Source organism: Pseudomonas sp. SWRI18 (genome assembly GCF_014268345.1).
In the GTDB taxonomy this organism is placed as follows: domain Bacteria; phylum Pseudomonadota; class Gammaproteobacteria; order Pseudomonadales; family Pseudomonadaceae; genus Aquipseudomonas; species Aquipseudomonas cedrina.
In genome coordinates, this window is sequence record NZ_JACCQQ010000022.1 from 46,627 (window position 1) to 70,957 (window position 24,331).

General features: G+C 59.1%; 27 protein-coding genes and 1 tRNA gene. 11 read left to right on the forward strand and 17 right to left on the reverse strand.

All coding sequences use genetic code 11. From position 1 onward, the window contains the following. Positions 1 to 107: 107 nt before the first annotated feature. Complete coding sequence (gene thrH / locus H0Z09_RS21640; RefSeq protein WP_186693339.1) at positions 108 to 725, reverse strand: bifunctional phosphoserine phosphatase/homoserine phosphotransferase ThrH; 618 nt, start codon at positions 723 to 725, stop codon at positions 108 to 110. A 154-nt stretch (positions 726 to 879) separates the two neighbouring features. On the opposite strand from thrH, the gene H0Z09_RS21645 reads away from it, so the two are divergent. From H0Z09_RS21645 to H0Z09_RS21655, 3 genes are all read left to right on the forward strand, one after another. Next, the gene (locus H0Z09_RS21645; protein ID WP_076949527.1) at positions 880 to 1,614 is read left to right on the forward strand and encodes a phosphoadenylyl-sulfate reductase; all 735 of its coding nucleotides are present in this window, start codon (positions 880 to 882) and stop codon (positions 1,612 to 1,614) included. Between the two features lie 471 nt (positions 1,615 to 2,085). Then, positions 2,086 to 3,615 carry an NCS1 family nucleobase:cation symporter-1 gene (locus tag H0Z09_RS21650; protein ID WP_186693341.1) on the forward strand — a complete coding sequence of 510 codons (1,530 nt, stop codon included), beginning with the start codon at positions 2,086 to 2,088 and terminating at the stop codon, positions 3,613 to 3,615. A 14-nt stretch (positions 3,616 to 3,629) separates the two neighbouring features. Continuing rightward, entirely contained in the window at positions 3,630 to 4,358 is a 729-nt protein-coding gene (locus H0Z09_RS21655; RefSeq protein ID WP_186693343.1) for an aspartate/glutamate racemase family protein, read from the forward strand. Between the two features lie 32 nt (positions 4,359 to 4,390). Here H0Z09_RS21655 and H0Z09_RS21660 read toward each other — a convergent pair whose 3' ends face one another. Further along, the gene (locus H0Z09_RS21660; protein WP_186693346.1) at positions 4,391 to 5,314 is read right to left on the reverse strand and encodes a LysR family transcriptional regulator; all 924 of its coding nucleotides are present in this window, start codon (positions 5,312 to 5,314) and stop codon (positions 4,391 to 4,393) included. A 126-nt stretch (positions 5,315 to 5,440) separates the two neighbouring features. Between H0Z09_RS21660 and H0Z09_RS21665 the strand changes: the two genes are divergently transcribed. Beyond that, complete coding sequence (locus H0Z09_RS21665) at positions 5,441 to 6,187, forward strand: 3-oxoacyl-ACP reductase family protein (RefSeq protein ID WP_186693348.1); 747 nt, start codon at positions 5,441 to 5,443, stop codon at positions 6,185 to 6,187. A gap of 130 nt (positions 6,188 to 6,317) precedes the next feature. Here H0Z09_RS21665 and H0Z09_RS21670 read toward each other — a convergent pair whose 3' ends face one another. Continuing rightward, positions 6,318 to 7,010 (reverse strand): HAD-IA family hydrolase, encoded by a 693-nt coding sequence (locus tag H0Z09_RS21670; protein WP_186693350.1) that lies wholly within the window; start codon positions 7,008 to 7,010, stop codon positions 6,318 to 6,320. Positions 7,011 to 7,239: 229 nt separating this feature from the next. Between H0Z09_RS21670 and H0Z09_RS21675 the strand changes: the two genes are divergently transcribed. Beyond that, positions 7,240 to 7,818 (forward strand): DUF4337 domain-containing protein, encoded by a 579-nt coding sequence (locus tag H0Z09_RS21675; protein WP_186693352.1) that lies wholly within the window; start codon positions 7,240 to 7,242, stop codon positions 7,816 to 7,818. Positions 7,819 to 8,029: 211 nt separating this feature from the next. Here H0Z09_RS21675 and H0Z09_RS21680 read toward each other — a convergent pair whose 3' ends face one another. Then, positions 8,030 to 8,398: a hypothetical protein gene (locus H0Z09_RS21680; RefSeq protein WP_186693353.1), complete on the reverse strand. Its 369-nt coding sequence runs from the start codon at positions 8,396 to 8,398 to the stop codon at positions 8,030 to 8,032. A gap of 213 nt (positions 8,399 to 8,611) precedes the next feature. On the opposite strand from H0Z09_RS21680, the gene H0Z09_RS21685 reads away from it, so the two are divergent. Together H0Z09_RS21685 and H0Z09_RS21690 are read left to right on the forward strand one after the other, a co-directional pair. Beyond that, positions 8,612 to 8,947 (forward strand): hypothetical protein, encoded by a 336-nt coding sequence (locus H0Z09_RS21685; RefSeq protein WP_076949535.1) that lies wholly within the window; start codon positions 8,612 to 8,614, stop codon positions 8,945 to 8,947. 460 nt (positions 8,948 to 9,407) lie between these two features. Beyond that, the gene (locus H0Z09_RS21690) at positions 9,408 to 9,677 is read left to right on the forward strand and encodes a short-chain dehydrogenase (RefSeq protein ID WP_186693355.1); all 270 of its coding nucleotides are present in this window, start codon (positions 9,408 to 9,410) and stop codon (positions 9,675 to 9,677) included. 84 nt (positions 9,678 to 9,761) lie between these two features. Here the strand turns inward: H0Z09_RS21690 and H0Z09_RS21695 are convergent. Then, positions 9,762 to 9,851 (reverse strand) — tRNA-Ser (locus tag H0Z09_RS21695). A gap of 338 nt (positions 9,852 to 10,189) precedes the next feature. Between H0Z09_RS21695 and H0Z09_RS21700 the strand changes: the two genes are divergently transcribed. From H0Z09_RS21700 to H0Z09_RS21710, 3 genes are all read left to right on the forward strand, one after another. Continuing rightward, on the forward strand, positions 10,190 to 10,882 hold the full coding sequence (locus tag H0Z09_RS21700) for a crotonase/enoyl-CoA hydratase family protein (RefSeq protein WP_186693356.1): 693 nt from the start codon (positions 10,190 to 10,192) through the stop codon (positions 10,880 to 10,882). 213 nt (positions 10,883 to 11,095) lie between these two features. Continuing rightward, on the forward strand, positions 11,096 to 11,818 hold the full coding sequence (locus H0Z09_RS21705; RefSeq protein ID WP_186693458.1) for a 1-acylglycerol-3-phosphate O-acyltransferase: 723 nt from the start codon (positions 11,096 to 11,098) through the stop codon (positions 11,816 to 11,818). A gap of 128 nt (positions 11,819 to 11,946) precedes the next feature. Further along, positions 11,947 to 12,918: a magnesium and cobalt transport protein CorA gene (locus tag H0Z09_RS21710; RefSeq protein ID WP_076949539.1), complete on the forward strand. Its 972-nt coding sequence runs from the start codon at positions 11,947 to 11,949 to the stop codon at positions 12,916 to 12,918. Here the strand turns inward: H0Z09_RS21710 and H0Z09_RS21715 are convergent. Further along, entirely contained in the window at positions 12,915 to 13,640 is a 726-nt protein-coding gene (locus H0Z09_RS21715) for an amidotransferase (RefSeq protein ID WP_186693357.1), read from the reverse strand. The genes H0Z09_RS21710 and H0Z09_RS21715 overlap by 4 nt on opposite strands. Before the next feature lie 691 nt (positions 13,641 to 14,331). On the opposite strand from H0Z09_RS21715, the gene H0Z09_RS21720 reads away from it, so the two are divergent. Further along, positions 14,332 to 15,138, forward strand: a complete 807-nt coding sequence (locus H0Z09_RS21720) for a cytochrome c (RefSeq protein WP_186693358.1) — start codon at positions 14,332 to 14,334, stop codon at positions 15,136 to 15,138. A 121-nt stretch (positions 15,139 to 15,259) separates the two neighbouring features. On the opposite strand, the gene H0Z09_RS21725 is transcribed toward H0Z09_RS21720, so the two are convergent. The 11 genes from H0Z09_RS21725 to H0Z09_RS21775 form a co-directional block, all read right to left on the reverse strand. Beyond that, the gene (locus tag H0Z09_RS21725) at positions 15,260 to 16,063 is read right to left on the reverse strand and encodes a transglutaminase family protein (RefSeq protein ID WP_186693359.1); all 804 of its coding nucleotides are present in this window, start codon (positions 16,061 to 16,063) and stop codon (positions 15,260 to 15,262) included. Further along, positions 16,060 to 17,010: an alpha-E domain-containing protein gene (locus tag H0Z09_RS21730; RefSeq protein ID WP_186693360.1), complete on the reverse strand. Its 951-nt coding sequence runs from the start codon at positions 17,008 to 17,010 to the stop codon at positions 16,060 to 16,062. Before H0Z09_RS21730 ends, H0Z09_RS21725 begins: the two co-directional genes overlap by 4 nt. A gap of 4 nt (positions 17,011 to 17,014) precedes the next feature. Beyond that, the gene (locus H0Z09_RS21735; protein ID WP_076949544.1) at positions 17,015 to 18,424 is read right to left on the reverse strand and encodes a circularly permuted type 2 ATP-grasp protein; all 1,410 of its coding nucleotides are present in this window, start codon (positions 18,422 to 18,424) and stop codon (positions 17,015 to 17,017) included. Positions 18,425 to 18,882: 458 nt separating this feature from the next. Continuing rightward, a complete protein-coding gene (locus H0Z09_RS21740) occupies positions 18,883 to 19,224 on the reverse strand; it encodes a ribonuclease E inhibitor RraB (RefSeq protein WP_065873940.1) in 342 nt (113 codons plus the stop codon). Positions 19,225 to 19,438: 214 nt separating this feature from the next. Continuing rightward, positions 19,439 to 19,699 carry a hypothetical protein gene (locus tag H0Z09_RS21745; protein WP_076949546.1) on the reverse strand — a complete coding sequence of 87 codons (261 nt, stop codon included), beginning with the start codon at positions 19,697 to 19,699 and terminating at the stop codon, positions 19,439 to 19,441. A 79-nt stretch (positions 19,700 to 19,778) separates the two neighbouring features. After that, a complete protein-coding gene (locus tag H0Z09_RS21750) occupies positions 19,779 to 20,384 on the reverse strand; it encodes an START domain-containing protein (RefSeq protein WP_186693361.1) in 606 nt (201 codons plus the stop codon). A 41-nt stretch (positions 20,385 to 20,425) separates the two neighbouring features. Further along, entirely contained in the window at positions 20,426 to 20,680 is a 255-nt protein-coding gene (locus H0Z09_RS21755; protein WP_186693362.1) for a YkgJ family cysteine cluster protein, read from the reverse strand. A gap of 162 nt (positions 20,681 to 20,842) precedes the next feature. Further along, the gene (locus H0Z09_RS21760) at positions 20,843 to 21,319 is read right to left on the reverse strand and encodes a translation initiation factor 2 (RefSeq protein ID WP_186693363.1); all 477 of its coding nucleotides are present in this window, start codon (positions 21,317 to 21,319) and stop codon (positions 20,843 to 20,845) included. A gap of 112 nt (positions 21,320 to 21,431) precedes the next feature. Continuing rightward, positions 21,432 to 22,874, reverse strand: coding sequence for a PLP-dependent aminotransferase family protein (locus H0Z09_RS21765; protein ID WP_076949550.1), 1,443 nt, complete (start codon positions 22,872 to 22,874; stop codon positions 21,432 to 21,434). Between the two features lie 281 nt (positions 22,875 to 23,155). Then, on the reverse strand, positions 23,156 to 23,971 hold the full coding sequence (locus H0Z09_RS21770) for an OmpA family protein (protein ID WP_090220067.1): 816 nt from the start codon (positions 23,969 to 23,971) through the stop codon (positions 23,156 to 23,158). After that, positions 23,968 to 24,330 carry a DUF4398 domain-containing protein gene (locus H0Z09_RS21775; protein ID WP_186693365.1) on the reverse strand — a complete coding sequence of 121 codons (363 nt, stop codon included), beginning with the start codon at positions 24,328 to 24,330 and terminating at the stop codon, positions 23,968 to 23,970. Before H0Z09_RS21775 ends, H0Z09_RS21770 begins: the two co-directional genes overlap by 4 nt. Position 24,331 lies beyond the last annotated feature (1 nt).

Sequence of the window (24,331 nt, forward strand, 5' to 3'; positions counted from 1 at the left end):
TGCGGGCCCCTTCGCGAGCAAGCCCGCTCCCACTTTTTGATGTGTGAATACCGTCAAATGTGGGAGCTGGCTTGCCTGCGAAGAGGCCATCAGCCGCGCGGAATGACCTACAGGCTCAACTCTCGATTCGATGCCTTGATGAACTCGCTCTTCAAATCCTCGAATGTATGCACCGCCGGGAATTGCGGGAACTCACGAATCACATTCGCGGGTGCGTGAAACAGGATCCCACGGTCGGCCTCGCCCAGCATGGTGGTGTCGTTGTAGGAATCGCCGGCGGCGATCACGCGGTAGTACAGGCTCTTGAAGGCCAGTACCGACTGGCGCTTGGGGTCTTTCTGGCGCAGTTGGTAACTGACCACGCGGTCGGTTTGATCAGTGATCAGGCGGTGGCACAGCAGGGTCGGGAAACCCAGTTGGCGCATCAGCGGCTGGGAGAACTCATAGAACGTATCCGACAGGATCACCACCTGGAAGCGCTCGCGCAGCCAGTTGACGAATTCGATGGCGCCGTCCAGCGGTTTGAGGGTGGCGATCACTGCCTGGATGTCGGCGAGCTTGAGCCCATGCTCATCGAGGATACGCAGGCGCTGCTGCATCAGCACGTCGTAGTCGGGAATGTCCCGGGTAGTGGCGCGCAGGGATTCAATACCGGTTTTTTCGGCGAAGGCGATCCAGATTTCCGGGACCAGTACCCCTTCCAGGTCGAGACAGGCAATTTCCACAAGACACTCCCGTTTTAGATGTTGTTTGGTTGAGCGAGCAAAAGGACTGCCGAACTCTAGCGATTCACGCTCGCCGCCGCAACGCAGGGCGGTTTTTGATACCATCACCCCCCTAGAGAGCGCTCAGCGCCACTGACCTGTAGGAACCGTCCTGATGAACCAAGCCTTCGACGTCGTTGAACTCGCCACGACTTACGCCAACAAATCCGCCCAGGATATTCTCAAGCTGGCGTTCAGCCAGTTCGGTGATGACCTGTGGATTTCCTTCAGCGGCGCCGAGGACGTGGTGCTGGTAGACATGGCCTGGAAGCTGAACAAGAACGTCAAGGTATTCAGTCTCGACACCGGCCGCCTGCACCCGGAGACCTACCGGTTTATCGAACAGGTGCGCGACTTCTACAAGATCGACATCGAACTGATCTCGCCGGACCAGAGCAAGCTGGAACCCTTCGTCAAGGAGAAAGGCCTGTTCAGTTTCTACCGCGACGGCCACGGCGAATGCTGCGGCATCCGCAAGATCGAGCCGTTGCGCCGCAAACTCTCCGGCGTGAAAGCCTGGGCCACCGGCCAACGCCGCGACCAGAGCCCGGGGACCCGCAGCCAGGTCGCCGTGCTGGAAATCGACACGGCATTCTCGACGCCGGAACGCACCTTGTACAAGTTCAACCCGCTGGCGCAGATGACCAGCGAGGAAGTCTGGGGTTACATCCGCATGCTGGAGCTGCCGTATAACAGCCTGCATGAGCGTGGGTTTATCAGCATTGGTTGCGAGCCGTGCACGCGACCGGTGTTGCCGAACCAGCATGAGCGCGAGGGACGGTGGTGGTGGGAAGAGGCTACGCAGAAGGAATGCGGGCTGCATGCGGGGAATATTATCAGTAAGGCCTGAGGGTTGATGCGGTAAAACACTGTGGGAGCGGGCTTGCTCGCGAATGCGGAGTGTCAGTCGATATTTTCGTCACTGACACTCCGCATTCGCGAGCAAGCCCGCTCCCACATTTTGTCTTGTGTTTTCCTTTTAAAATGTACACATAGGTGTAACCGTTAGTGCCATTTGTGTGTGCAATCCTGATTTAAGCGCACCAAAACGTAACACTTTCCTTCTCGGATTTTCTGCTCTTCTTAATCATTCCTTTTCCTGCGAAAAATAAATAGCTGTTCAAACGGTCAATTTATATCGCTTTGAATTCAGCAATTTATTGGAATAACCAGCAAAAACGAAATTAGCTCGGGTTTTCGTAGATTTAAAACTGGCACGCATGTGGCTTAAGGTGGAATACGCTTTGTATACAATAAATACAAAACCTACATACACTTTGCCATCCGCGGCCTGGCTGCAGATGTGCTGGAGCCTGCCGGAATGCGTACAAGCCTCTCGAATGACATCGCACTGGACCTGCCCTCCTCGGCCCTGAACCCCCAAGCCGCCAGCCCCGGACCGTTGGTGCTCAGCCCGCGCCTGCATAACAAGGACCTGGCGCCCACCAAGGTCGAAGGCCGACGCTGGGGGCGCTACAGTATCTTTGCGTTGTGGACCAATGACGTGCACAACATCGCCAACTACTCGTTTGCCATCGGCCTGTATGCATTGGGCCTGGGCGGCTGGCAGATCCTGTTGTCCCTCGGGATCGGCGCGGCGCTGGTGTACTTCTTCATGAACCTGTCGGGCTACATGGGACAAAAGACCGGCGTGCCGTTCCCGGTGATCAGCCGCATCAGTTTCGGCATCCATGGCGCGCAGATTCCGGCGCTGATCCGTGCGGTCATCGCGATTGCCTGGTTCGGTATCCAGACCTACCTGGCCTCGGTGGTTTTCCGCGTGTTACTGACGGCGATTCATCCAGGCTTTGCCGACTATGACCACAACTCGATCCTCGGCCTGTCGTCCCTCGGCTGGGCCTGTTTTGTGGTGATCTGGCTGGTGCAACTGGTGATCCTGGCCTACGGCATGGAGATGGTGCGGCGCTACGAAGGCTTTGCCGGCCCGGTGATCCTGCTCACCGTGGCATCGTTGGCCGGTTGGATGTACTTCCAGGCCGGCGGCAACATCGCCTGGTCGATCCGCACGCCCCTCAGCGGTGGCGAGATGTGGCGCAACATCTTTGCGGGCGGTGCGCTGTGGTTGTCGATCTATGGCACGCTGATCCTCAACTTCTGCGACTTCGCCCGCTCCTCGCCGTGCCGCAAGACCATTCAGGTCGGTAACTTCTGGGGCCTGCCGGTGAATATCCTGGTGTTCGCCGCAATTACCGTACTGCTGTGCGGTGGGCAATTCCAACTCAATGGCCGGGTGATCGAAAGCCCGACCGAAATCATTGCCGCCATTCCGAACACGTTCTTCCTGGTCCTGGGCTGCCTGGCGTTCCTGATTGTCACCGTGGCGGTGAATATCATGGCCAACTTCGTCGCGCCGGCCTTTGTGCTGAGCAACCTGGCGCCCAAGTACCTGAACTTCCGCCGCGCCGGTTTGATCAGCGCCGCCGTAGCCGTGCTGATCCTGCCGTGGAACCTCTATAACAGCCCGCTGGTGATCGTGTATTTCCTATCCGGCCTGGGCGCGCTGCTGGGGCCGTTGTACGGGGTGATCATGGTCGATTACTGGTTGATCCGTAAGAGCCGGATCGATGTGCCGCAGTTGTACAGCGAAGACCCGAACGGCATTTATTACTACAGCCGTGGGGTCAATCTGCGTGCGGTGGCGGCCTTTACTCCTGCGGCGCTGATCGCGATCCTGCTGGCCCTGTTGCCTGGGTTCGCCAGTGTCTCGCCCTTTTCCTGGTTGTTTGGCGCCGGTATTGCAGGACTGCTGTACGGGCTGATTGCCAAGCGCCAGCCGTTCTACGCCGATGTCAGCGGCGAAAGCATTGCAGTCGATAACGTCAGTCATTAATCAAGGGACATTCCATGCGTATCCTCGTGGTCAACGTCAACACCACCGAATCTATCACCGAAACCATCGCCCAGCAGGCGCGCGCTGTGGCCGCGCCGGGCACCGAGATCGTCGGGCTCACGCCTTACTTCGGCGCGGAGTCGGTGGAAGGCAATTTTGAAAGCTATCTGGCGGCCATCGCGGTGATGGACCGGGTGATGGCTTACGACCAGCCGTTTGATGCGGTGATCCAGGCCGGCTACGGCGAGCACGGCCGTGAGGGCCTGCAGGAATTATTGAACGTGCCGGTGGTGGACATCACCGAGGCGGCCGCCAGCACCGCGATGTTCCTGGGGCACGCCTATTCGGTGGTGACCACCCTGGACCGCACGGTGCCGTTGATTGAAGACCGCCTGAAACTCGCCGGCCTGTACCAGCGCTGCGCGTCGGTGCGCGCCAGTGGGATGGCGGTGCTTGAGTTGGAACACAATCCGCTGGCCGCGATGGAGGCCATCGTGCACCAGGCCGAGCTGGCCATCAGCGAGGACAAAGCCGAGGTGATCTGCCTGGGCTGTGGCGGCATGGCCGGGCTGGATGAGCAGATTCGCCAGCGCACCGGGGTGCCGGTGGTGGATGGGGTGACGGCGGCGGTGACGATTGCTGAGGCGCTGGTGCGGCTGGGGTTGTCGACTTCTAAAATCAGGACTTATGCGATGCCAAGGCCGAAGAAGGTGATTGGTTGGCCGAGTAAGTTCGGCCACTGAGATCAAATGTGGGAGCAAGCTCCCTCCCACATTTAGATTGCGCTGAACCGGTGGCTCAATTGATGCTCGGCAAACTGCTCGATGATGAAATCCACAAACGCTCGGGTCTTGCCAGGCAGCAGTTTGTGTTCGGCGTAGTAAATAGAGATGTTGCCGTCGTCGACGTACCAGTCGGGCAGCACCCGCACCACCGCGCCGCTGTCGAGGAACGGCACGGCCATGGGCATGCTCACCAGGGCAATGCCCAGGCCCTGCGCGCTGGCGCAGCAGGCGGCTTCGGAATCGCTCATGGTCATGCCTGGCTTGAGCATCAAGGGCCTATGTTCACGCTCGGCACTGGTCAACTGCCAGGAGCGAATGCGCCCGGTTTGTGGCGAGCGGATCAGAATGCCCAGGCAGCGCGCCAGATCCTCGGGAACCAATACCGGCGGGCGCTGCGCCAGATAATCCGGCGAGGCCACCAACACTCGGTGCGCCGGCGTGAGCTTACGGGCCACGACGCCCTGAGGCAGCTCAAAGCCACCGCCGATGGCCGCATCGAACCCTTGGCCGATCAGGTCGACCTGGCGGTTATCGAAATGCCAGTCCGGGCTGATATCCGGAAAATGGCGCATGAATTCCCCCAGCAGCGGCACCACATACCGATTGCCAAACACCGTGCCCATGCTGACCTTGAGCGTGCCCACGGGCCGCCCTTCTGCGCTGGCCAGGTTGGCGACGGCATTCTGGATGGTGGTGAGGCTGGCGCTGACTTCTTCAAGAAACCGTTTGCCGGCCTCGGTCAGCGTCAGCCGCCGGGTGCTGCGCTGGAACAGGCGTACTCCCAGGCGCGCTTCCAGCTTGGCGACGCTTTTTCCTACCGCTGCCGGAGTGAGGCTCAGATGTCGCGCCGCCTCGGCAAAGCTGCCCCCTTCGGCGCTGCGCACAAAGCATTCGATACTGCCAAAGCTTTCCATAACGGCCCACTCTAAACTTTTGGTTTACACAGACTATAGCAATCACGGTCTACCTGAGGGGGCCTGTGAGGTTGATACTCGGTTCCAACAACAAGGCAACCTGCCTTGCACCACTTGGAGATCGACATGACCACACACAACCTCAGCGGCAAAGTCGCCTTGATTCAAGGCGGCTCCCGCGGCATCGGCGCCGCCATCGTCAAGCGCCTCGCAGCACAAGGTGCGGCGGTTGCCTTTACCTACGTCAGCTCGGCCGCCAAGGCTGAAGAACTGCAAAACAGCGTGATCCGCGACGGCGGCAAAGCCCTGGCGATTCACGCCGACAGCGCCAATGCCGGCGCAATCCGCAACGCGGTCAACGCCACCGTCGAGGCCTTCGGGCGCCTGGATATCCTGGTCAACAACGCTGGCGTGCTGGCCATCGCGCCGCTGGACGATTTCAAGCTGGAGGATTTCGACCAGACTCTGGCGATCAATGTCCGCAGTGTATTCATCGCCACCCAGGAAGCGGCCAGGCATATGGGTGAAGGTGGCCGGGTGATCAATATCGGCAGCACCAACGCCGAACGCATGCCGTTTGGCGGTGGCGGGCCGTATGCGATGAGCAAGGCGGCGCTGGTGGGATTGACCAAAGGCTTGGCGCGAGACCTGGGACCTCGGGGCATCACTATCAATAATGTGCAGCCAGGACCGGTAGATACCGATATGAACCCGGCGAACAGTGAGTTTGCCGAGAGTCTGATGGGGTTGATGGCGGTGGGGCGGTATGGGCAGGTGGAGGAAATTGCGAGCTTTGTGGCCTACCTGGCGGGGCCGGAGGCTGGGTATATCACTGGGGCGAGTTTGACTATTGATGGTGGGTTCAGCGCCTGAGGTTTCTGGGACACTGCAAGAGCCAATGAGGGGCTGGCTTGCCTGCGATAGCGGAGTGTCAGTCATTGGATATGGCGACTGATACACCGCATTCGCAGGCAAGCCAGCTCCCACATTTGACTGTGTTCAGTCAGGGAAAAGGGGGTAGGCCATAGGCTGGCAGGTCGAAGTCGGCGAGTTTGCGGATGATCTGGTCTGCGTGATGATATTTGCTGTCGGCCATGGCCTCGTCGGGTACGGCGATGGCGGTCATGCCAGCTGCTTTGGCGGCGGTGACGCCGAAGGGCGAGTCTTCGAAGACCAGGCAATCCCCGGGTGCAACGCCCAGGCGACGCGCGGCGGTGAGGAAGATGTCCGGCGCGGGTTTGGCGGCGCCAACTTCCGGGTCGTCAGCAGTGACGATGGTATCGAACAGACCAAACCATTCGCGGTGCAATGTGGTCTTGTGGCCGAACGAGTTACGCGAGGAACTGGTGCCCACGGCAATCGGGATATTGTGCGCCTTCAAGTGACGTACCAACGCTTCGGCGCCTGGCATGCCCAAGGCCTTGGGGAAGCGCTCGCTCATCAGCGGTTCGCGGATCTCGAGAAACTCGGCCGGGGTGATCGGCAAGTCCAGCGCCTTGACCACGTAGTCGGCCAGATCCTGGGCGCCACGACCGATGATGTGCTGCTTGATGCTCCAGTCGTAGGTACGGCCGTAACGCTCAGCGATGATTTTTGTGACTTCGGTGTAGATGCCTTCCGTATCCAGCAACAACCCGTCCATATCGAAAATCACGGCCTTGATCGGACCGACTGCGGTAAGCGATGGTGCATTCATCACTACAAAACCCTGGGAGAAGGACTAAAAGGATTCAGCACAATAACGGGCCAGGTCAGGTGCAAGCAACCTGCGCGCAACCATCGACGCTTACACATGGCAACAGCGCTGCAAAGCAAAGGCCACGCAATTGGAGTTGTGAGACGGGCTGATCCGACGTTACGTACAGGCTTGAGACAGCTTTGCTGGTGAAGAATTAGACCCCCTCAGTCCCTTCATAGACGCCCCCATGTCCGAAGCCTTCGAAGTCCCCAGCCCCCACGAAAAACACCTCGAACACACCACCGAACATGCCCACGGCCGCGGCGACAATTTCGCCAGCCGCATCGCCGTGATGACCGCCCTCATGGCCACCCTCGGCGCCATGCTCAGCTACCAGGCCGGCTCCAGCGAAAGCGAAGCGGCGATGGACAAGAACAACGCCGCCATCTTCAAGACCGAAGCCGCCAACCAATGGAATTACTACCAGGCCAAATCCAGCCGGCAAAACCTCGCGGAACTGGCTACGCACATCCCTGGCGTGGACGCCGCGCACTACAAGGATGAGATCGAGCGCTACAAGAGCCAGAAGGAAGACGTGCGCAAGCAGGCCGAGAAGCTTGAAGCCACGTCAAAGCAATGGGATGAACAGTCAGAGCAGGCCTTGCATCAGCACCATCGCTGGGCCCAGGCGATGACCGCCATCCAGATCGCGATTTTTTTGGCGGCGATTACGCTGCTGACCAGAAGGGAGTGGCTAAAGCGCCTGTCCTATACGGCAGCGGGCGCGGCAGTGGTACTAGGCAGCCTGGCCTGGCTGCACATCTGAAACTCCGCCGCCAAAGATGGAAGGATATACACACAACGTTCCAAAGCTGGCGCCCCTTCCTGTGGCGAGCGGGCTTGCCCCGCGTTGGGCTGCGCAGCAGCCCCAAAACCAGACACCGGGGAATGTCTGATACTCCGCATTCGTCTTCCTTGGGGCTGCTGCGCAGCCCAGCGCGGGACAAGCCCGCTCACTACAAAAGACTTCAGCTGACTCAGGCCTGATTCGCCGCCCGGCTGTGGTGAAAATACAGATAAGCCAGCCCAACCGGCGCAATGAAAATCGCCATGCTCCAGCACATTGCCATGGTGAACAGCTTGACGGTCAGCATCATGATCGCGTTCACAAAGAACACGTTATTGCCAAAAATGTACCCCATGATGCTTTCATAAACGAAGCGCGCGTAGGGGTAAAGCAGACTGCTGACCAAACAAAAAAAGAGCGTGCCCAGCGCGAACCCACCGGTCTTCGACTGGGTCAACGCCGTATAGATCAGCACGGGAAAAATCAGCCCGAACAGGAAATTGCGAATGTAGTACTGGGCAGAAAGCCCGCCGAACGTCTTGCGAAGCACCGGGTGCATTTAGATCCCTCTGAATGGCGTATTGGAAAGGCGGCGACCTTAGCAAGTCCTGGAATTCATCGCCAGCGTTATGAGCGCTTTGCCATCACCCCGCTCTAGCGACAAGCCTGGATTGAAGCGTACCGCGCCGATTATTTTCAATCTGTTACAAGAGCGATTAAAGTGCAGCCCCCCGAGAATTGAATCTCGGGCTTTATGCCATGGAGTTATTCAGTGAAGTACGTCAGTAAAACAGTCGCGGCAGCAGTGCTTGGTTTCACCCTCGCAGGCTGCACCGGCACCGCCATCAAATCCCCGCAATACGACAGCAGCCAATACACCGTGCTGGGTCACAGCGAAGCCAGCGCCACCGGCATCATGCTTTTCGGCGTTATCCCGATCGGCCAGAACAGCCGTTTCGTCCGCGCCCAGAACGAGGCCATCAAGGCCAAGGGCGGCGACGCGCTGATCAACACGCAGATCCAGGAAAAATGGTTCTGGGCCTGGGTGCTGAGCGGCTACACCACCAAGATTTCGGGTGATGTGGTTAAGTTGAAAACTGCGCAGTAAAAAAGCGGCATCATCATTAAAAAACACCGGGCATTGCCCGGTGTTTTTGTATGTGGGATTAAGTGAGTTCGGATATTTGAGCCGGCTGACTATGCATTGAAAGCCCAGGCCACCGCAAAGCACAGGCATGAAGGCTCGACAGATTATTTTGGGCAACGTCCTACAAGCGACTCGGAACCAGCGCTCTCCCGTTTCAAAATGCCCAAGCCTATAGTCGCTCGGTCGCCCATATGGTGACCGGGTTTGGCGACCCGACTACAAGACGGCAGCAGCCTCCCGGCAGATTTGCGGGATGCCCCTGCACGCAATAAGCTGCTCAATGGTAGCTGTGCGTGGGAGACCTTCGGGTCTGCCGGTCTTTGTCCGTTCTTGTCCCGGTTCGCCAACCTGCGTACAGCTGCCACCTTTTGTTTGGCGACAAATGCGTGGCTCACATTCTCTAAGTGAACGGACTTAACGCATGAACCAATACCTAGCACTTACCAGCAACGACAGCACCACTCCAGCACTTTTCGTCGATACAACCGTACCACTGGAAATCCTCCTAGACGCCGCGAGCTATCGACTTCGCGCGGTTACCCAAGTCCTGGAGAACCTCGCATTACGTAGTGAAATCAGTAGTGACTCCGTAGTGCTTAGTGATTTCGCGCTGCTCTGCTCAATTCCGCTGCGCGATGGATGTGATTTGCTGGATGTCATTGCGCGACGGATGGATAAGCCAAGCGCGTGATTTGATAAAGGTAAGATTTTCAAACCCATAAACTACAAAACCCCTGGCTTCTCTCGAAACCAGGGGTTTTGTTTACATCAAATTTGGCGGTGAAGGAGAGATTCGAACTCTCGATACAATTTCTTGTATACACACTTTCCAGGCGTGCTCCTTAAGCCACTCGGACACTTCACCGTATCTCGTCAAACCAGTTCAGTCTGTCGAGGCGCGCTAATGTAGTCGAAAGCCTTTCTGATGGCAAAGGTTTTTTTCAGAATATTCATGCGGTTAGCCGGTAAACCATTCTGCGCCCGGCGAGGGGCGGTGATTGTGCCATTCTCAGGCATCGACTATGCGCGTGTGGGCCAGCGGTTGCTCCCTGCCCCAGGCATTTGCACAGGCTGCACGGGGCAAAAGCCTGACTGGCCAGTCAGTCATAGCGCTTTACCGGGGCGGGCGCGGTGGGTAACGTCTGTTGCATGCACTTCTATTATTAAAAGCCTTCTATAACAAATCCTACAAGGAACCGCGTCATGAGTGAGTTGATTGCCTACCACCTCGAAGACGGTATTGCGACCCTGACCCTGAGCAACGGCAAGGTGAATGCCATTTCTCCGGCGGTGGTCAGTGCGTTTAATGAAGCGCTGGACCAGGCGGAGAAGGACCGGGCGGTGGTGGTGATCACTGGTACGCCGGGGATCCTGTCGGGTGGTTATGACTTGAAGGTGATGACCGCCGGGCCCAAGGAAGCCATCGGCCTGGTGACGTCGGGTTCGACGTTGGCGCGTCGTCTGTTGTCGCACCCGTTTCCGGTGATTGTGGCGTGCACTGGGCACGCGGTGGCCAAGGGTGCTTTCCTGCTGTTGTCGGCGGATTATCGGATTGGCGTGGAAGGCCCGTTCAGCATTGGGCTCAATGAGGTGGCGATCGGCATGACCATGCACCACGCCGGTATCGAGCTGGCGCGGGATCGCTTGCGCAAGTCGGCGTTTCATCGTTCGGTCATCAATGCTGAGATGTTTGACCCGCAAGGTGCGCTGCAAGCCGGCTTCCTCGACAAGGTGGTGGCGCCCGAGGAATTGCACGCAGCAGCGCTCGAAGCAGCGCGCCAGTTGAAGAAGCTGAATATGAACGCTCACAAGCACACCAAGTTGAAGGTGCGTAAGGCGCTGCTGGAAGCCTTGGACGAAGCAATCATCCAGGACCAGAGCCATAACCTGATCTGAGTTGCCTGCCCCTGCTGCGCCAAAGCCCGGCCTTGAGTCGGGCTTTTTCTTACAACCAAATCTGAAATATCTCTAGCGCTCTAGCCCGCACTTGCGGGAACTTATTGAAACATGTGCTTAAACATCGCCTATCTCCTACCTCTTAAGGGGCAATTGCCGAATTCAGTGCACGTCCGTACACTGCGCCACCTTTTGTCCGGATAGGCCGTGTCGATGCTTTTTCTGTTGCGTATGTCGTTGATGGGCCTGCACTTTATGATCGCCGGTGTACTGGGCGTGCTGATCGGCCTGTGCCGGCCGTTCAATCCGGATAATAGCCGCCTGTGTGCCCGCCTCTACGCGCTGCCGGCGATGCGGCTGTTGGGGCTGAATGTGAAGGCCGAGGTGGACTCGCTGCGCAACAAACCAGGTACCTGCGTGGTTATCGCCAATCATCAGTCCAACTATGACCTGTTTGTGTTGGGCAACGTGGTGCCCCATCGCACTGTGTGCATCGCCAAGAAGAGCTTGAAATGGGTGCCGCTGTTCGGGCAGTTGTTCTGGCTGGCGGGCAATGTGCTGATTGACCGTGGCAATGCGCATAAGGCACGCCGTGCGATGCTCACCACGACCCACACGTTGCAAAACAAAGACACGTCAATCTGGGTGTTCCCCGAGGGCACGCGTAACCTGGGCAAGGGTTTGCTACCGTTCAAGAAAGGCGCGTTCCATATGGCGATTGCGGCGGGGGTGCCGATCGTGCAGGTGTGTGTCAGCAATTACGTGACCCACATGCAGCTCAACCGCTGGAACAGCGGTGATGTGCTCATACGCTCGTTGCCGCCGATTCCTACAACGGGCCTGACCTCGGATGACATCCCTCGACTGATGCAAACCTGTCAGACACAGATGCAAACCTGTATCGCGCAGTTGGACCGTGAGGCACGGGCTGTCTGAATACAACTTGGGGGCGCTTCTCCCCCCAGCGCGAGCAAGCTCGCTCACTACAAACGATAGCCACCACGGAACGCCATTCACGCTAAGCTGCCCAACACCTGTCCTCCCCCTTAGAAGCGATCAGCACCATGGGTAGAGTTGTTGCGGCCGCCGTCTACAGCGCCGGTAAGAAAGTCACCGATATCACCCTCGACGAGGGCGCGGCCTGGGCCGCCAAACCCGGCCACTTTGTGTGGATCGGCCTGGAAGAGCCCGACGCCCAGGAGCTGAACAACCTGCAACGCCAGTTCAACCTGCACGAACTGGCGATTGAAGACGCAATGGAAAAGCACAGCCGCCCGAAGCTTGAAACCTTCGGCGACGCGCTGTTTATCGTCACCTACTCGCCGGTGCGCGAGAACGGCAAGCTGGAGTTTATCGAAACCCATATCTTTGCCGGCAACGGCTACATCATCACCGCGCGCAATGGTCACTCAGCGTCCTACGGTTTCGTGCGCCAGCGCTGTGAGGCGCGGCCGCTTCTGCTGGAGCATGGGGAAGATTTCGTACTCTATGCGCTGCTGGATTTCGTCACCGAGAACTACCAGCCGGTGAGCGAAGCGATCCATGCCGAGATCGATGAGCTGGAGCGTAACGTGCTGTGCAGTTCGCTGAGCGAACGCGACATCCAGAAGATCCACGGCCTGCGTCGCGACGTATTGCGCCTCAAGCGTTATGTGGCGCCGATGGTGGAGATCAGCCAGGAACTGCAGAAGCTGAGCTTCCCGTTTATCGACAAGAACATGCGCCCGTACTTCCGTGACGTGCAGATCCACGTGACGCGGCAGATGGAAGACCTCACCACCCTGCGCGATATCGCCAGCCAGACCATCGAGATCGGTGTATTACTGGAGGCTTCACGCCAGAGCGTGGTGCAGCGCAAGTTCGCCGCGTGGGCGGCGATCCTGGCGTTCCCCACCGCGGTGGCGGGGATATATGGGATGAACTTCCAAAACATGCCCGAGCTGCAATGGCATTACGGCTATTTTGCGGTGCTCGGGTTCATTGCGACCGGTTGCACCGCACTCTGGGGCAGTTTCAAGCGTTCAGGTTGGCTTTAAACACGGACCTCGGGTTTGTGGGCCACGAAACGCATCATCCACTCCGCCACGGTTGCGCCGTGGTGGTCGCGCTCAAGGCTGGCCACGCCGTTCGCGTAGACCTTCTCGCCCAGAGTTGTCTGAAGAATCTCCAGCAGTTCGCGGGAATAATCGTGGACAAACTCCGGGTGGCCCTGGAAGCACAGCACCTGATCACCGATGTGGTACGCGGCGAACGGGCAAAATTCGCTGGACGCGATGACCGTGGCGTTTGCTGGCAGCGAGGTCACCTGGTCCTGGTGGCTGATCAGTAGCGTCAGTTCCGGCACCTCGGGGCTCATCCACGGCGCCTTGGCATCAAGCGTGTAATCGTGGATGCCCATGCCCCAACCTTTGCTCGCGCGTTCGGCCTTGCCGCCGAGCAGCAACGCCAACAACTGATGGCCGAAGCAGATGCCCAGCAACTTGTCGCCGCGCTCATAGCGCTCGAGCAGATAGGCCTTGAGGGTCTGGATCCACGGGTCCGTACCGAAGGAGTCGGCCTTGCTGCCGGTCACCAGGTACGCGTCAAACACCTCATCGTCCGGTGGATATTCGCCCTGCACCACGTTATACACGACAAACTCGCCGGCGATCGGCTGCTTGGCGAACAGGCGCTTGAACATCTGCCCGTACCCTTGGTATTGATCGATCAAGCCTGGACGCAGGATATCGGTTTCCAGGATACAGACGCGTAGCGACATAAAAAATACCTGACACGGTGATGGGAATATTGCACACCCCAGAGCCTGCCTTGAAACACCCCTTCAAGGCAAGCTCCGCGCTCCTTAAGGCCGATTGACACGGTTTCAATGACGGATGCGCTCATTGATTTGCCCCCCACGCTCGGACGAACGGTAGCCACCTAAGCTAAATGGCTAGTTAATCGTTTTAGCTGTCTAGCCAAGGCATTGGCGCTAATATGGCGATATGCCTCATGCCTTTTTAAGCTCAAAACCTGCTTAGCTGATATGAAATGAGTCTAAGCCACGCAGAACGAGGGCTCTAAGGTTCAATCAGTAGGAGGTTGCTGCCGGGTTTTGCTGGGGCAACGGTAAGAAAAGCGACACGTCATCTCGCCATACTGAAAACACCGGCACGTATTTGACGCTCAGGAATAACAACAAAAGGCAGTCAGCCATGTTCAAACATTCGAAAGTACGTCAGGCGGGACTTATTCTGTTCGCCACTACACTGATTCTGATCTTGCCCAATTTGACCAAGGTCATTGGGTGACGCCTCACCCCTTACATTCCGTGCCTGCACAGCGCCAGGTATGCAGCTTTTGGCAGCACCTGCCCGGACATTGCGCATAGCGGTCCTGCAGGAGCTGTCTTTTTATGCGCCGATTTTGGCTATCGTGAACGCATCGCCACTCGATACCGGGCCTGCCTTTTGAAATGCCTTCTCGTCCTTCTTGCCTTGCTGAGCGCCCTGCCCGTATCGGCGGCGCAGTTAACCCTCGAACTCGACCACGCCAGCAAGACCTGGCAAACCGAGGACTTGCTCAAACATCCACAAGCACAAACGGTGCAAATCGTTGATGACGTTTCCTACAAGCGCACCATGACCTATCAGGCCGTGCCGCTGGCCGTACTCTTACCGCGATTAACCGCTGAGAGCCACCTGCAGGCCGTTGCCCTTGATGGTTTCGCCGCCGAACTGACGGCGGCGCCGCTGCTGCAACAACACGGCGCACGCGCCTGGCTGGCGGTGGAAGATCCTGCTCAGCCATGGCCTGCGCTGGCAGACGGCAAACCGAGTGCCGGGCCGTTCTACCTGGTGTGGACCGACCCGCAAGCGGGGCATATCAGCCCTGAGCAGTGGCCATTCCAGATCGCCCGCATCAAGCAATTGAAGACAGTGGCCGAGCGCTTTCCGGCGTTATTGCCCGACCCGAAACTGGCGGCCGATAATCCGATCAACCAAGGGTTCGCGCTGTTTCAAAAGAATTGCCTGGCCTGCCACCGCCTCAATGGCGTCGGCGATGCGCAGGTAGGACCGGACCTCAATATCCCCTACAGCCCCACCGAATATTTCGGCGGCGACTTCCTCAAGCGTTACATCCGTGATCCGCAAAGTGTTCGGCATTGGCCACAGGCCAAGATGCCAGCGTTCACCGCCAGTGTGTTGCCGGACGATGAGCTGGAGTTACTGGTCGGATATCTGAAGCACATGGCCGGGCGTAAACAACAACCCTGAACCCACCACAAATCCCCTGTGGAAGCTGGCTTGCCTGCGATAGCGGACTGTCAGTTGACGTACCGGTAGCTGCCCCACCGCAATCGCAGGCAAGCCAGCTCCCACATGGTACAGGTGTTGTCTATTGCTGTTGCACTGAAACCACCGGCGTCGGCGCCACAGACACCTTGGCATGCATCTGCTCATGCCCACCGCCACGGCGCATGCCGCGTACCGGGCAGGCATCGAGGTAATCCAACCCCACCGCCAGTTTCAAATGCCGCTCCGGCCGCGCAAGCTGGTTGGTCACGTCAAAGCTGTACCAGGCGTCATCCAGCCAGGCTTCGGCCCAGGCGTGACTGGCCAGGTGCGTGCTGTCCTCGGTGTACAAATAACCCGACACATACCGCGCTGGAATGCCCAGGCTGCGCGCGCAGGCCAGGAACGCATGGGTGTGGTCCTGGCACACGCCCGCACGGCCGGCGAAGGCCTGGGCGGCGCAGGTGTCGACTTCGGTCGCGCCGGGCGTATAGACCATCACCTGGTTGAGCGCATGCATCAGATCGATCAGCGCGGTGCGGTCGCGACGCTGATGACAATTCTGCGCGGCAAACCCGCGCAGAGCGTCGTCGGGCTCGGTCAAGCGGGTGCAACGCAGGAACGGAAACGCCGATTGGCTCTCGTGTTCGGCCTCGCGCAATTCGTCGATATCCACCTGGCCACGGGCACCGATGACGATGGCGTCGTGGGGCTCGTCCAAGGTCAGCACATGCAGGATATTGCCGAACGGGTCCACTTGGGCACGCACCGGGCGCGGCAGGTCAAGCTGCCAGCTGAGTACATGCTGGCGCTCGCTGTCGTGGGGCGTCAGGCGCAGGTACTGGATGCTGGCGCGCACCTGGTCTTCATAGTGGTAGGTGGTTTCGTGACTGATGGAGAGTCTCATACGGCCTCCAGGTAGGATGCGTAGATGGCGTCGCCCAACTGGCGGACCAAGGGAATAAAGTCGGTCAGCCAGGCATGCAGGCCTTCCTCGAGGATTTCATCGATGGCGGTGAAGCGCAGGCGCGCGTCCATCTCGGCGGCCAGGCGCTGGGCCGGTCGGCCGTTGAGGCCAGGCAGGCTGGCAAGAATCTGGTCGATCTCTTCACTGCAGGCACGCAATGAGCGCGGTACGTCGGCGCGCAACAGCAGCAACTCCGCCACTTGCCGGGCGCCGGGAGCATCACGGTAGATCTCGGTGTAGGCCTCGAACGACGACAATGCGCGCAGCAAGGCGCTCCATTGGTAGTAGGCGTGGGCGGTGCCATCGGTGACGGCCTCGGCACGATCGCCAGCCATTTCGTAACGCGCATCCAGCAGGCGCAAGGTGTTATCGGCGCGTTCGATAAAGGTGCCCAGGCGAATAAACCGGAACGCGTCGTTGCGCATGATGGTGCCGTAGGTGGCGCCGCGAAACAGATGGGAACGTTCCTTGACCCACTCGCAAAACCGGCTCATGCCATAACGGCTAAGCCCTTGCTGGGCAATGTCACGAATATCCAGCCAGGTCGCGTTGATGTTTTCCCACATGTCGGCAGTAATTCGCCCACGCACCGCATGGGCGCTGGACCGCGCAGCGCCGAGACAACTGTAGATACTCGCGGGGTTGGCGGCATCCAGGGCGAAGAAATGCAGCAGGCGTTCGGCGTGCAACTCGCCGTGGCGCTCGTGGTAATCCTCCAGGGTGCCGGTGATCAACAGCGGCATGGCCAGCTCATGCAGGCCATCGCCCCGCCCATCCTGGGGCATCAGCGACAGCGAATAGCTGACATCGAGCATGCGCGCCAGGTTTTCCGCGCGTTCCAGGTAGCGCGACATCCAGTACAGATCCGAGGCAGTTCTACTCAGCATGGCATCAGTCCTCGACCACCCAGGTGTCTTTGGTGCCGCCGCCCTGGGATGAGTTGACCACCAGCGAGCCCTCGCGCAACGCCACGCGGGTCAAGCCGCCCGGGACCACACGGGTTTCCTTGCCGGACAGTACAAACGGGCGCAGGTCGATATGGCGCGGCGCAATGCCGTTTTCGACAAAGGTCGGGCAGGTGGATAAACACAGGGTTGGCTGGGCGATATAGGCGTGGGGCTTGGCCTTGATTCGCGCGCGGAACGCTTCGATTTCCGCCGCCGTGGACGCCGGCCCGACGAGCATGCCGTAGCCGCCGGAGCCTTGGGTTTCCTTCACCACCAGGTCCGGCAGGTTGGCCAGGACGTGGGACAACTCGTCAGGCTTGCGGCACTGGAAGGTCGGAACGTTCTTTAAGACAGGTTCTTCATCCAAGTAAAACCGGATCATCTCGGTGACGAAGGGATACACCGACTTGTCATCCGCCACCCCGGTGCCGATGGCATTGGCCAGCACTACATTGCCGCAGCGATACGCCGCGAGCAGGCCGGGCACGCCGAGCATGGAGTCCGGGTTGAAGGCCAGCGGGTCGAGGAACGCATCGTCGAGGCGACGGTAGATCACGTCCACGGCCTGCGGGCCATCGGTAGTGCGCATGAACACGCGGTCGTCGCGCACGAACAAGTCAGCGCCTTCCACCAGTTCCACGCCCATTTCCCGGGCGAGAAACGCATGCTCGAAAAATGCGCTGTTGAAGCGACCCGGGGTCAGTACGACCACGCTGGGGTTATCCAGCGGGCTGGAGCTTTTCAGGGTATCGAGCAGCAAGTTGGGGTAGTGATCGATGGGTGCGATGCGTTGGGCGGCGAACAGTTCGGGGAACAGGCGCATCATCATCTTGCGGTCTTCGAGCATATAGCTGACGCCGCTGGGCGTACGCAGGTTGTCTTCCAGTACGTAGTACGTGCCGTCGCCATCGCGTACGAGGTCCACGCCGGAAACGTGGGAATACAGATCGCGGTGCAGGTTCAAGCCCTGCATGGCCAGTTGGTATTGTTCGTTGGCCAGCACCTGTTCCGCAGGAATGATCCCAGCCTTGATGATGCGTTGTTCGTGGTAGAGGTCGGCGAGAAACATATTCAGCGCCTTGACCCGCTGGATGCAGCCACGCTCGACCACTCGCCATTCGCTGGCGGGGATGCTGCGCGGGATGGTGTCGAAGGGAATCAGGCGCTCGGTGCCCTGCTCGTCGCCGTAGAGGGTGAAGGTGATGCCGGCGCGGTGGAACAGCAAATCGGCTTCGCGCCGGCGCTGGGCCAGCAGCTCGGCGGGGGTGTCGGCCAACCAACGGGCGAACTCGCGATAATGAGGCCGGACCTGTCCTGCCCCATCGTACATTTCATCGTAATAAGTGCGGATCATGCCGTACTCCTTGTCACCCGGACGCAAGAACCATCGCAAGGCCCGTGCCAGCGGCATAAACACTTAAAAATCAGTGAGTTGAATAACCAAAGGAATCTGCTCGCACCGTCCTGGTGCGCAGAATGCCCGGTGTACTGCCCCACGCTTCATCGCAATGCGGGCTTTGACTATCAACAGCATAGCCAGAGTTGATTTCGCTGCCCGGCCAAGCCTGCAGATAATCACCACCATCAGCTGAACAGGACGCGTCCTACAGCTAAACCCTTTGCGCCATCGGTAACGTAGTGCTTCGTGTACCGACCGACCTCCCGGTCTTCCCTTTCGGCCACCCTGCTCGGGTGGCCTTTTTTTTGGTGCAAAAAAGGGCGACGCCAGTTCCGTAGATTTTCCGGCACCACAAACAAAATCGGCCGACCCAAAGGCCAGCCGATACGCTGTGTTTCTCATGCTACTGATTGCTACATGGGTAACCCACGCACCTCCTGCTTCACGCCCCATCCTTCGATGATCCCGCCCAGCGGCTCGACCACCGCCTCAAAGTCTTGCTCGAAGTCTCCTATGCCGTCGTAGGTTGCAGACATGATTTTGCTCAGTTCCAGGTACCAGGCACCATCGTCGCGCGCACTGACCTGGGCATTCAGGGATTCCCCACGAAACTCACCCGCAGCCCTGCGCGCCCGTTCTTCATCCGGGAAAATGGCGTAGAACTCGATGGGGTGAAAACGCGAGAAATCGAAGCCGCCTTCTTTCATGCGGCGCAGAACGTTGGTGCTGATGTCTTCTTGATAGGCTGTGCTCATGAAAAGTGCTCCTCGAATTGATGGATAGACTTTCCGTGCTCCCCTGGCCCGCGCCGTACTGGCGCGGGAGCTACGGCAAATACAAGCACCGCAGGAAAACAAGCATGTAGCTGACAAGACCAGACCTTTAGCGATTCATTCGCTGATCTCAGTTGCAGAGTAGCGCGAAGCTACCACCTCCACCAGAGGCGCTTGAAGGGCATACAGGAAATGTTCAGGCGGCGGGTTCGACCTTGAGGTCTTTGATACCATTTTGATCATGCAGGCTCTTGACCGTGGGATCGGGCACACGATCGGCAAGATCGTTGAGGTCCAGCTTTTCCAACACCGGCGACACACGCACCCGCACCAATTGTGCGGCTTCTTCCAGCGTCGGCTCGTGCTCGCAATCGAATTGCTCGACTACCGGCTCACCACGGTCATTGATGAAAGAAATATTCCACTTCGGCATCGGTGCCTCCTCGATAAAACCCATGTGTGGGCTCACATCTATCTGGACCTTGAGGGTTCGGCAAACGTTCCGCTCAAGGCTGAAGGCACCGGATTAACCGCGGTTATTTTTCAGCGTGATCTTTCAAGGCTTTCAAGGTGTTGAACGGCGCCTCCACCACGAACTTGTTGGCCAGCCATGATGGCACGCTGCCACCTGGCTCGGTGTGCACCTGATAGGTCACTTCCGTCTGATCGGCGCCCTTGGGGACCAGCTTCCAGAAACCCTCCACCTGAGCGACACGCACATAGCCTTTTTCTTCGGGCTTGTAGGTGGGCACGCCCTGCAAGGTGCGGGTGACGCTGCCATCGGCATTTTTGGTGGTGGTGACGTGGATGTACGAGTCACGATCGGTCACCGGGAACGGCGCCTTGAACTGCGTGTAGGTCCAGGCCTCGTCGCCTTTCTTGTCGACCAGTTTCTGGGATTTGCACTCGTGAATCCAGGCGCAGGCACCCGCCACGTCTTCCTGCAAGGCAACAATTTTGGCCACAGGCGCCTTGATCAGGGCCACACCGCGATAAGCCTTGTACTTGGAGCCGGCCACTTCGCTCAGGGATACCTTGATACCGTCTTCGTCCTTGGCGACTTGCCAATCCTCTGCCTGGGCAGCAGCCGCAAACACCAGCGTAAAACCACACAGCACAGCCATTCGTTTCAGCGAACCCATGGGTGTATTCCTTATTGTTGAAGTTCGGGTAGTAAAGCCCATCACGCCGCCGTCATCTGCTCCCACCAGCCGATCAAACGGATCGCATCGGCCTGGTCGGTACCGCAGACTTCGATATCCGCCTTGAACTCGCCGCACACCGTCGGTCGCTCGGGCTGCCCGAACAGCAGGCACAGCTGTTCGACCGACAGGTGCAGGCAGCGAACGCCGGCCGGTTTGCCCTGTGGCATTCCCGGCAAAGGCGAGCTGATGGAGGGGGCGATGCAGCAGGCGCCACAGCCTTCACGGCAATTCATGATCAGCAGGTTCTCGACGACTCAAAGGGGATGGCCGGGCTAGAGTACGCCCTTAAACAGCCGTTTTAAAATGGTCTAACAGGGGTTTTTCGCTGAAATCAGAAGTGACCGGCCAGTCTCCGACACAAGGTCGTGAGCCTGCATCACCTTTGCCGCAAACATTTACTGCTTGAACTCGAATTCCAGCGCTGCACCTTCCACATCACGCCGTTCTTCGTTGCGCAATTGCAGCTTCATCTCATTACTGAGCAAACGGCCGTTGATCTGGAACGCGCTGTTGTCAGTGGGCTTCTCGCCAAACATGGGCGGCAGCAGGGGCACGCTCTTGGGCTTAGGCATGGTGCCAACTGGCTCCAGATGCCTGACCATGTCCGACGGCAGGGACAGATCCAACTGTGCCGGTGGCAATTGTGTCTGCGCCACTTCACGGGACGACTTGGACTTACGGGCCGCCCGTTTCTTGGCTTTGGCGGTTTGCTTCTTCACGGCAGGCGCTTTGCTGGCGGGGACCGTCTTTTTCGCGGCGTTCTGTTCAGCGGCGGGCTTGGAATCGCTCACAGGTGGCGCCGCCAGCGCTGTGCCGACGTTGCACAGGCCTAACAAGCCAATCACCAGAACAGCGCGAAAAATAGAGGTCATATTGCCTACAGCATTTACGGCAGATGCCCATATGCTCGCTTGTTGTGCACGCCATGACAAGCGCAGTGATCAGCGTGCTATAGGATTTTTCCCTCTGACGTTCCAATTACACCTAGAGCGCAGCCGCCGCCGTTTCCTGGCAGAGCTGGCTGGCCAGCATCCCCAGGGTCATCAGCGCGCGCTCTGCCTCGCGGTTCCACGGTGTGCCGCAGTTGAGGCGAATGCAGTGGTTGAACTGCTCGGTGTTACTGAAGATCAACCCCGGCGCAATGCTGATGCCCTGTTGCAGTGCGCGTACGTGCAGTTCCTGGGTATTGACCCGTCCGGGCAAACTGACCCACAGGATAAAGCCGCCGGTCGGACGGGTCATCTGCGTGCCTTCCGGGAAATATTGCTGCACCGCCAGCTGGAAAGCGCTGAGGTTCTTGCGGTATTCCTGGCGGATATAGCGCAAGTGCCGGTCGTAGCCGCCGTTTTCCAGGTAAGCCGCGACGCCCATCTGGGTGACGCTGCACGCCGAATGGGTGCTGAACATCTGCAGGCGCTGGATCTCCTGCTGGTACTTGCCGGCGATCATCCAGCCGATGCGCACGCCTGGGGACAATGTCTTGGAAAAGCTTGAGCAATAGATGACCCGGTCCAGACGGTCATAGGCTTTCAGGGCCTTGGTACGGCCGAGTTCGAACATCAACTCGCCGTAGATATCGTCCTCGACAATCTGGATATCGAAATCCGAGGCCAGGCGCAGCAACTGTTTCTGCCGCTCCTCAGGCATGGTGCCGCCGAGCGGATTGCTCAGGCGCGTGGTCAGCACCAGCGCCTTGATCGACCATTGGTTGGCCGCCAGTTGCAGGGCTTCCAGGCTCATGCCGGTGGAGGGGTCGCTGGGAATCTCGATGACCTTCAGGCCCAGCAGGTCGGCCAGCTGCAGCAAGCCGTAATAGGTTGGTGACTCCGCGGCAATCAGGTCGCCGGGCCGCGTCAACACCCGCAGCGACATCTGCAGTGCATCGACGCAACCGTGGGTGATTACCACCTCGGAAGGGTCCACCACCACGCCCGCATCGCGCATGCGGATCGCCACCTGGCGGCGCAGCGGTTCGAAACCGGGGCTGAACATGTAGCTGAACGCCCGTGGGCTCTGGAAACGCGTGACCTTGGCCAATTGCTGGTGCAGCGCACGCACCGGCAAGTAGTCCACGCTGGGCACGGCGGCGCCCAACGGGAATACGCCTTCGCGACGCGATTCGCCCAACACCTGCTGGATGATGCTGCTGCGGGTGACCAGCCCCGGGCGTTCGACCCGTGCGATGTCCGGCGTCGGCGCGGTGAGCGCGGGCGTCTGGTGCACGTAATAGCCGGACTGCGGTCGCGCCCGGATCAGCCCCTGGTCCTCGAGATTGGCGTAGGCCTGCAACACCGTCGCGTGGCTCACGTTCAACTGGGAGCTCATCTTGCGCACCGAAGGCACGCGCTCGCCCGGTTGATAGACACCGCGCCGGATGTCCTCAGCCAGTTGCTGGGCGATACGTTGGTAAAGCAACAGATTGGTCATGACGCAGCACTCGATTCCACGGGTATTTTATTTTTGTGTGAAACATACCGGCACAGTTTAGAAGTGTACGGGAACAGTTGCCACAATAGTCGAGCGCGGGCGGGAGTGACAGTAAAAACTGTAGCCCTGCAGAGAATGGCTTATTGATAGTTTTGGGTGTATGCATAATCAATGTGGGAGCGGGCTTGCTCGCGAAAGCGGTGGTTCAGTTGGAGTATCCTTGACTGACACACCGCTTTCGCGAGCAAGCCCGCTCCCACAGTTTGATCTCCAGCGGGCTCTTAGCGAGCGGCGCCCAGTTGACCTTTCTCGTCAGAGAACACAATTTCCACGCGGCGGTTCTGCGCCCTGCCCCGTTCGGACGCATTGGCCTCCACCGGGTACTGATCGCCATAACCTTCGACCTGGATACGTTTTTCGTCGATCCCCAGGTCCTCCAGCACATCCGCCACCGACTGCGCGCGGTCACGGGACAGTTTGAGGTTTTCGCGCTCACCGCCGGTATTGTCGGCATACCCCTCGATGCGCACCACGCGCTTGGGGTTGAGCTGCAGGAACTGTACGATTTTCAGCACGGTGCGGTTGGCCGAGTTTTTCAGCTCCGCTTCGCCCGTATCGAACAGCACGTCGCCCAGGGTCATCACCAGGCCGCGATCGGTCTGGGTGGTGGTCAGGCTGGCGATCTGCTCCTCGAGCCATTTGCCCTGCTGCTGCACACTAATCAGCTTGCTTTCACGCAGGGCCAGTTGCAGGCGCTGGCGTTCCAGTTCGAGCTTGGCGCCGCGCTCTTCGTTGAGCGCCTGCTCGGTGTGCTCACGGGCGATCGCACTGTAGCGCTGGCTCAGGTAGGCGTAATGCACCACGTCCGCGCCGCTGCCCCAGTAGCTGGACAAGCGGTCGGCGCGGGCCAGGGACTCACCGGCGCGGATCACATCCTTGGGGGCAATGCGCAACACGTTGGCGTCTTCCTTGACCTTCTGGAAGTCGCTGCCCGCCTGCTGCAGGGCCTGCTCGCCACTGGGATGGCTGGCGCAACCGCCCAGCACCGCACTGCCCAGCAGCACGGCACAACCCAAACCACGGATCATCGGGCTCATTGCGCTTCCCCCAACTGCAATTGCTTGCGCAGGCGCGTGATGCGGGTGTTGAGCACGTTGAGTTGTTCCTGGCTCTTGCGGGTCAGCACTTGGGCTTCGGCCAGGCGCGCATCCAGCTCGGCTTGTTCGGCCTGCATGCGCGCGTCCTTGTAGGACTGGTCGGCCATGTCGGCCTGGGCCTGGGCGAATTTGTCCGCGGCCAGTTTCAGTTCAGGTGAATCGTCCTTGCTGGCACCCACCGCGCTGGCTTGTTCCAAGGCTTGCTGGGTGAGGCGCATTTGTTCATTCGGCGCAGGATCGGCTGCACATCCCGCCAGAGCGACAACGGCGAGGGCCGCGAAAAGAGGTCGAAGAGTCACT

Excerpts from the sequence above, each read along its gene's own strand:
- H0Z09_RS21645 (WP_076949527.1), top strand. The coding sequence starts at position 880 with ATGAACCAAGCCTTCGACGTCGTTGAACTCGCCACGACTTACGCCAAC.
- H0Z09_RS21650 (WP_186693341.1), top strand. The coding sequence starts at position 2,086 with ATGCGTACAAGCCTCTCGAATGACATCGCACTGGACCTGCCCTCCTCG.
- H0Z09_RS21655 (WP_186693343.1), top strand. The coding sequence starts at position 3,630 with ATGCGTATCCTCGTGGTCAACGTCAACACCACCGAATCTATCACCGAA.
- H0Z09_RS21660 (WP_186693346.1), bottom strand. The coding sequence starts at position 5,314 with ATGGAAAGCTTTGGCAGTATCGAATGCTTTGTGCGCAGCGCCGAAGGG.
- H0Z09_RS21665 (WP_186693348.1), top strand. The coding sequence starts at position 5,441 with ATGACCACACACAACCTCAGCGGCAAAGTCGCCTTGATTCAAGGCGGC.
- H0Z09_RS21670 (WP_186693350.1), bottom strand. The coding sequence starts at position 7,010 with ATGAATGCACCATCGCTTACCGCAGTCGGTCCGATCAAGGCCGTGATT.
- H0Z09_RS21675 (WP_186693352.1), top strand. The coding sequence starts at position 7,240 with ATGTCCGAAGCCTTCGAAGTCCCCAGCCCCCACGAAAAACACCTCGAA.
- H0Z09_RS21680 (WP_186693353.1), bottom strand. The coding sequence starts at position 8,398 with ATGCACCCGGTGCTTCGCAAGACGTTCGGCGGGCTTTCTGCCCAGTAC.
- H0Z09_RS21690 (WP_186693355.1), top strand. The coding sequence starts at position 9,408 with ATGAACCAATACCTAGCACTTACCAGCAACGACAGCACCACTCCAGCA.
- H0Z09_RS21700 (WP_186693356.1), top strand. The coding sequence starts at position 10,190 with ATGAGTGAGTTGATTGCCTACCACCTCGAAGACGGTATTGCGACCCTG.
- H0Z09_RS21705 (WP_186693458.1), top strand. The coding sequence starts at position 11,096 with ATGCTTTTTCTGTTGCGTATGTCGTTGATGGGCCTGCACTTTATGATC.
- H0Z09_RS21710 (WP_076949539.1), top strand. The coding sequence starts at position 11,947 with ATGGGTAGAGTTGTTGCGGCCGCCGTCTACAGCGCCGGTAAGAAAGTC.
- H0Z09_RS21715 (WP_186693357.1), bottom strand. The coding sequence starts at position 13,640 with ATGTCGCTACGCGTCTGTATCCTGGAAACCGATATCCTGCGTCCAGGC.
- H0Z09_RS21725 (WP_186693359.1), bottom strand. The coding sequence starts at position 16,063 with ATGAGACTCTCCATCAGTCACGAAACCACCTACCACTATGAAGACCAG.
- H0Z09_RS21730 (WP_186693360.1), bottom strand. The coding sequence starts at position 17,010 with ATGCTGAGTAGAACTGCCTCGGATCTGTACTGGATGTCGCGCTACCTG.
- H0Z09_RS21735 (WP_076949544.1), bottom strand. The coding sequence starts at position 18,424 with ATGATCCGCACTTATTACGATGAAATGTACGATGGGGCAGGACAGGTC.
- H0Z09_RS21740 (WP_065873940.1), bottom strand. The coding sequence starts at position 19,224 with ATGAGCACAGCCTATCAAGAAGACATCAGCACCAACGTTCTGCGCCGC.
- H0Z09_RS21745 (WP_076949546.1), bottom strand. The coding sequence starts at position 19,699 with ATGGGTTTTATCGAGGAGGCACCGATGCCGAAGTGGAATATTTCTTTC.
- H0Z09_RS21750 (WP_186693361.1), bottom strand. The coding sequence starts at position 20,384 with ATGGGTTCGCTGAAACGAATGGCTGTGCTGTGTGGTTTTACGCTGGTG.
- H0Z09_RS21755 (WP_186693362.1), bottom strand. The coding sequence starts at position 20,680 with ATGAATTGCCGTGAAGGCTGTGGCGCCTGCTGCATCGCCCCCTCCATC.
- H0Z09_RS21760 (WP_186693363.1), bottom strand. The coding sequence starts at position 21,319 with ATGACCTCTATTTTTCGCGCTGTTCTGGTGATTGGCTTGTTAGGCCTG.
- H0Z09_RS21765 (WP_076949550.1), bottom strand. The coding sequence starts at position 22,874 with ATGACCAATCTGTTGCTTTACCAACGTATCGCCCAGCAACTGGCTGAG.
- H0Z09_RS21770 (WP_090220067.1), bottom strand. The coding sequence starts at position 23,971 with ATGAGCCCGATGATCCGTGGTTTGGGTTGTGCCGTGCTGCTGGGCAGT.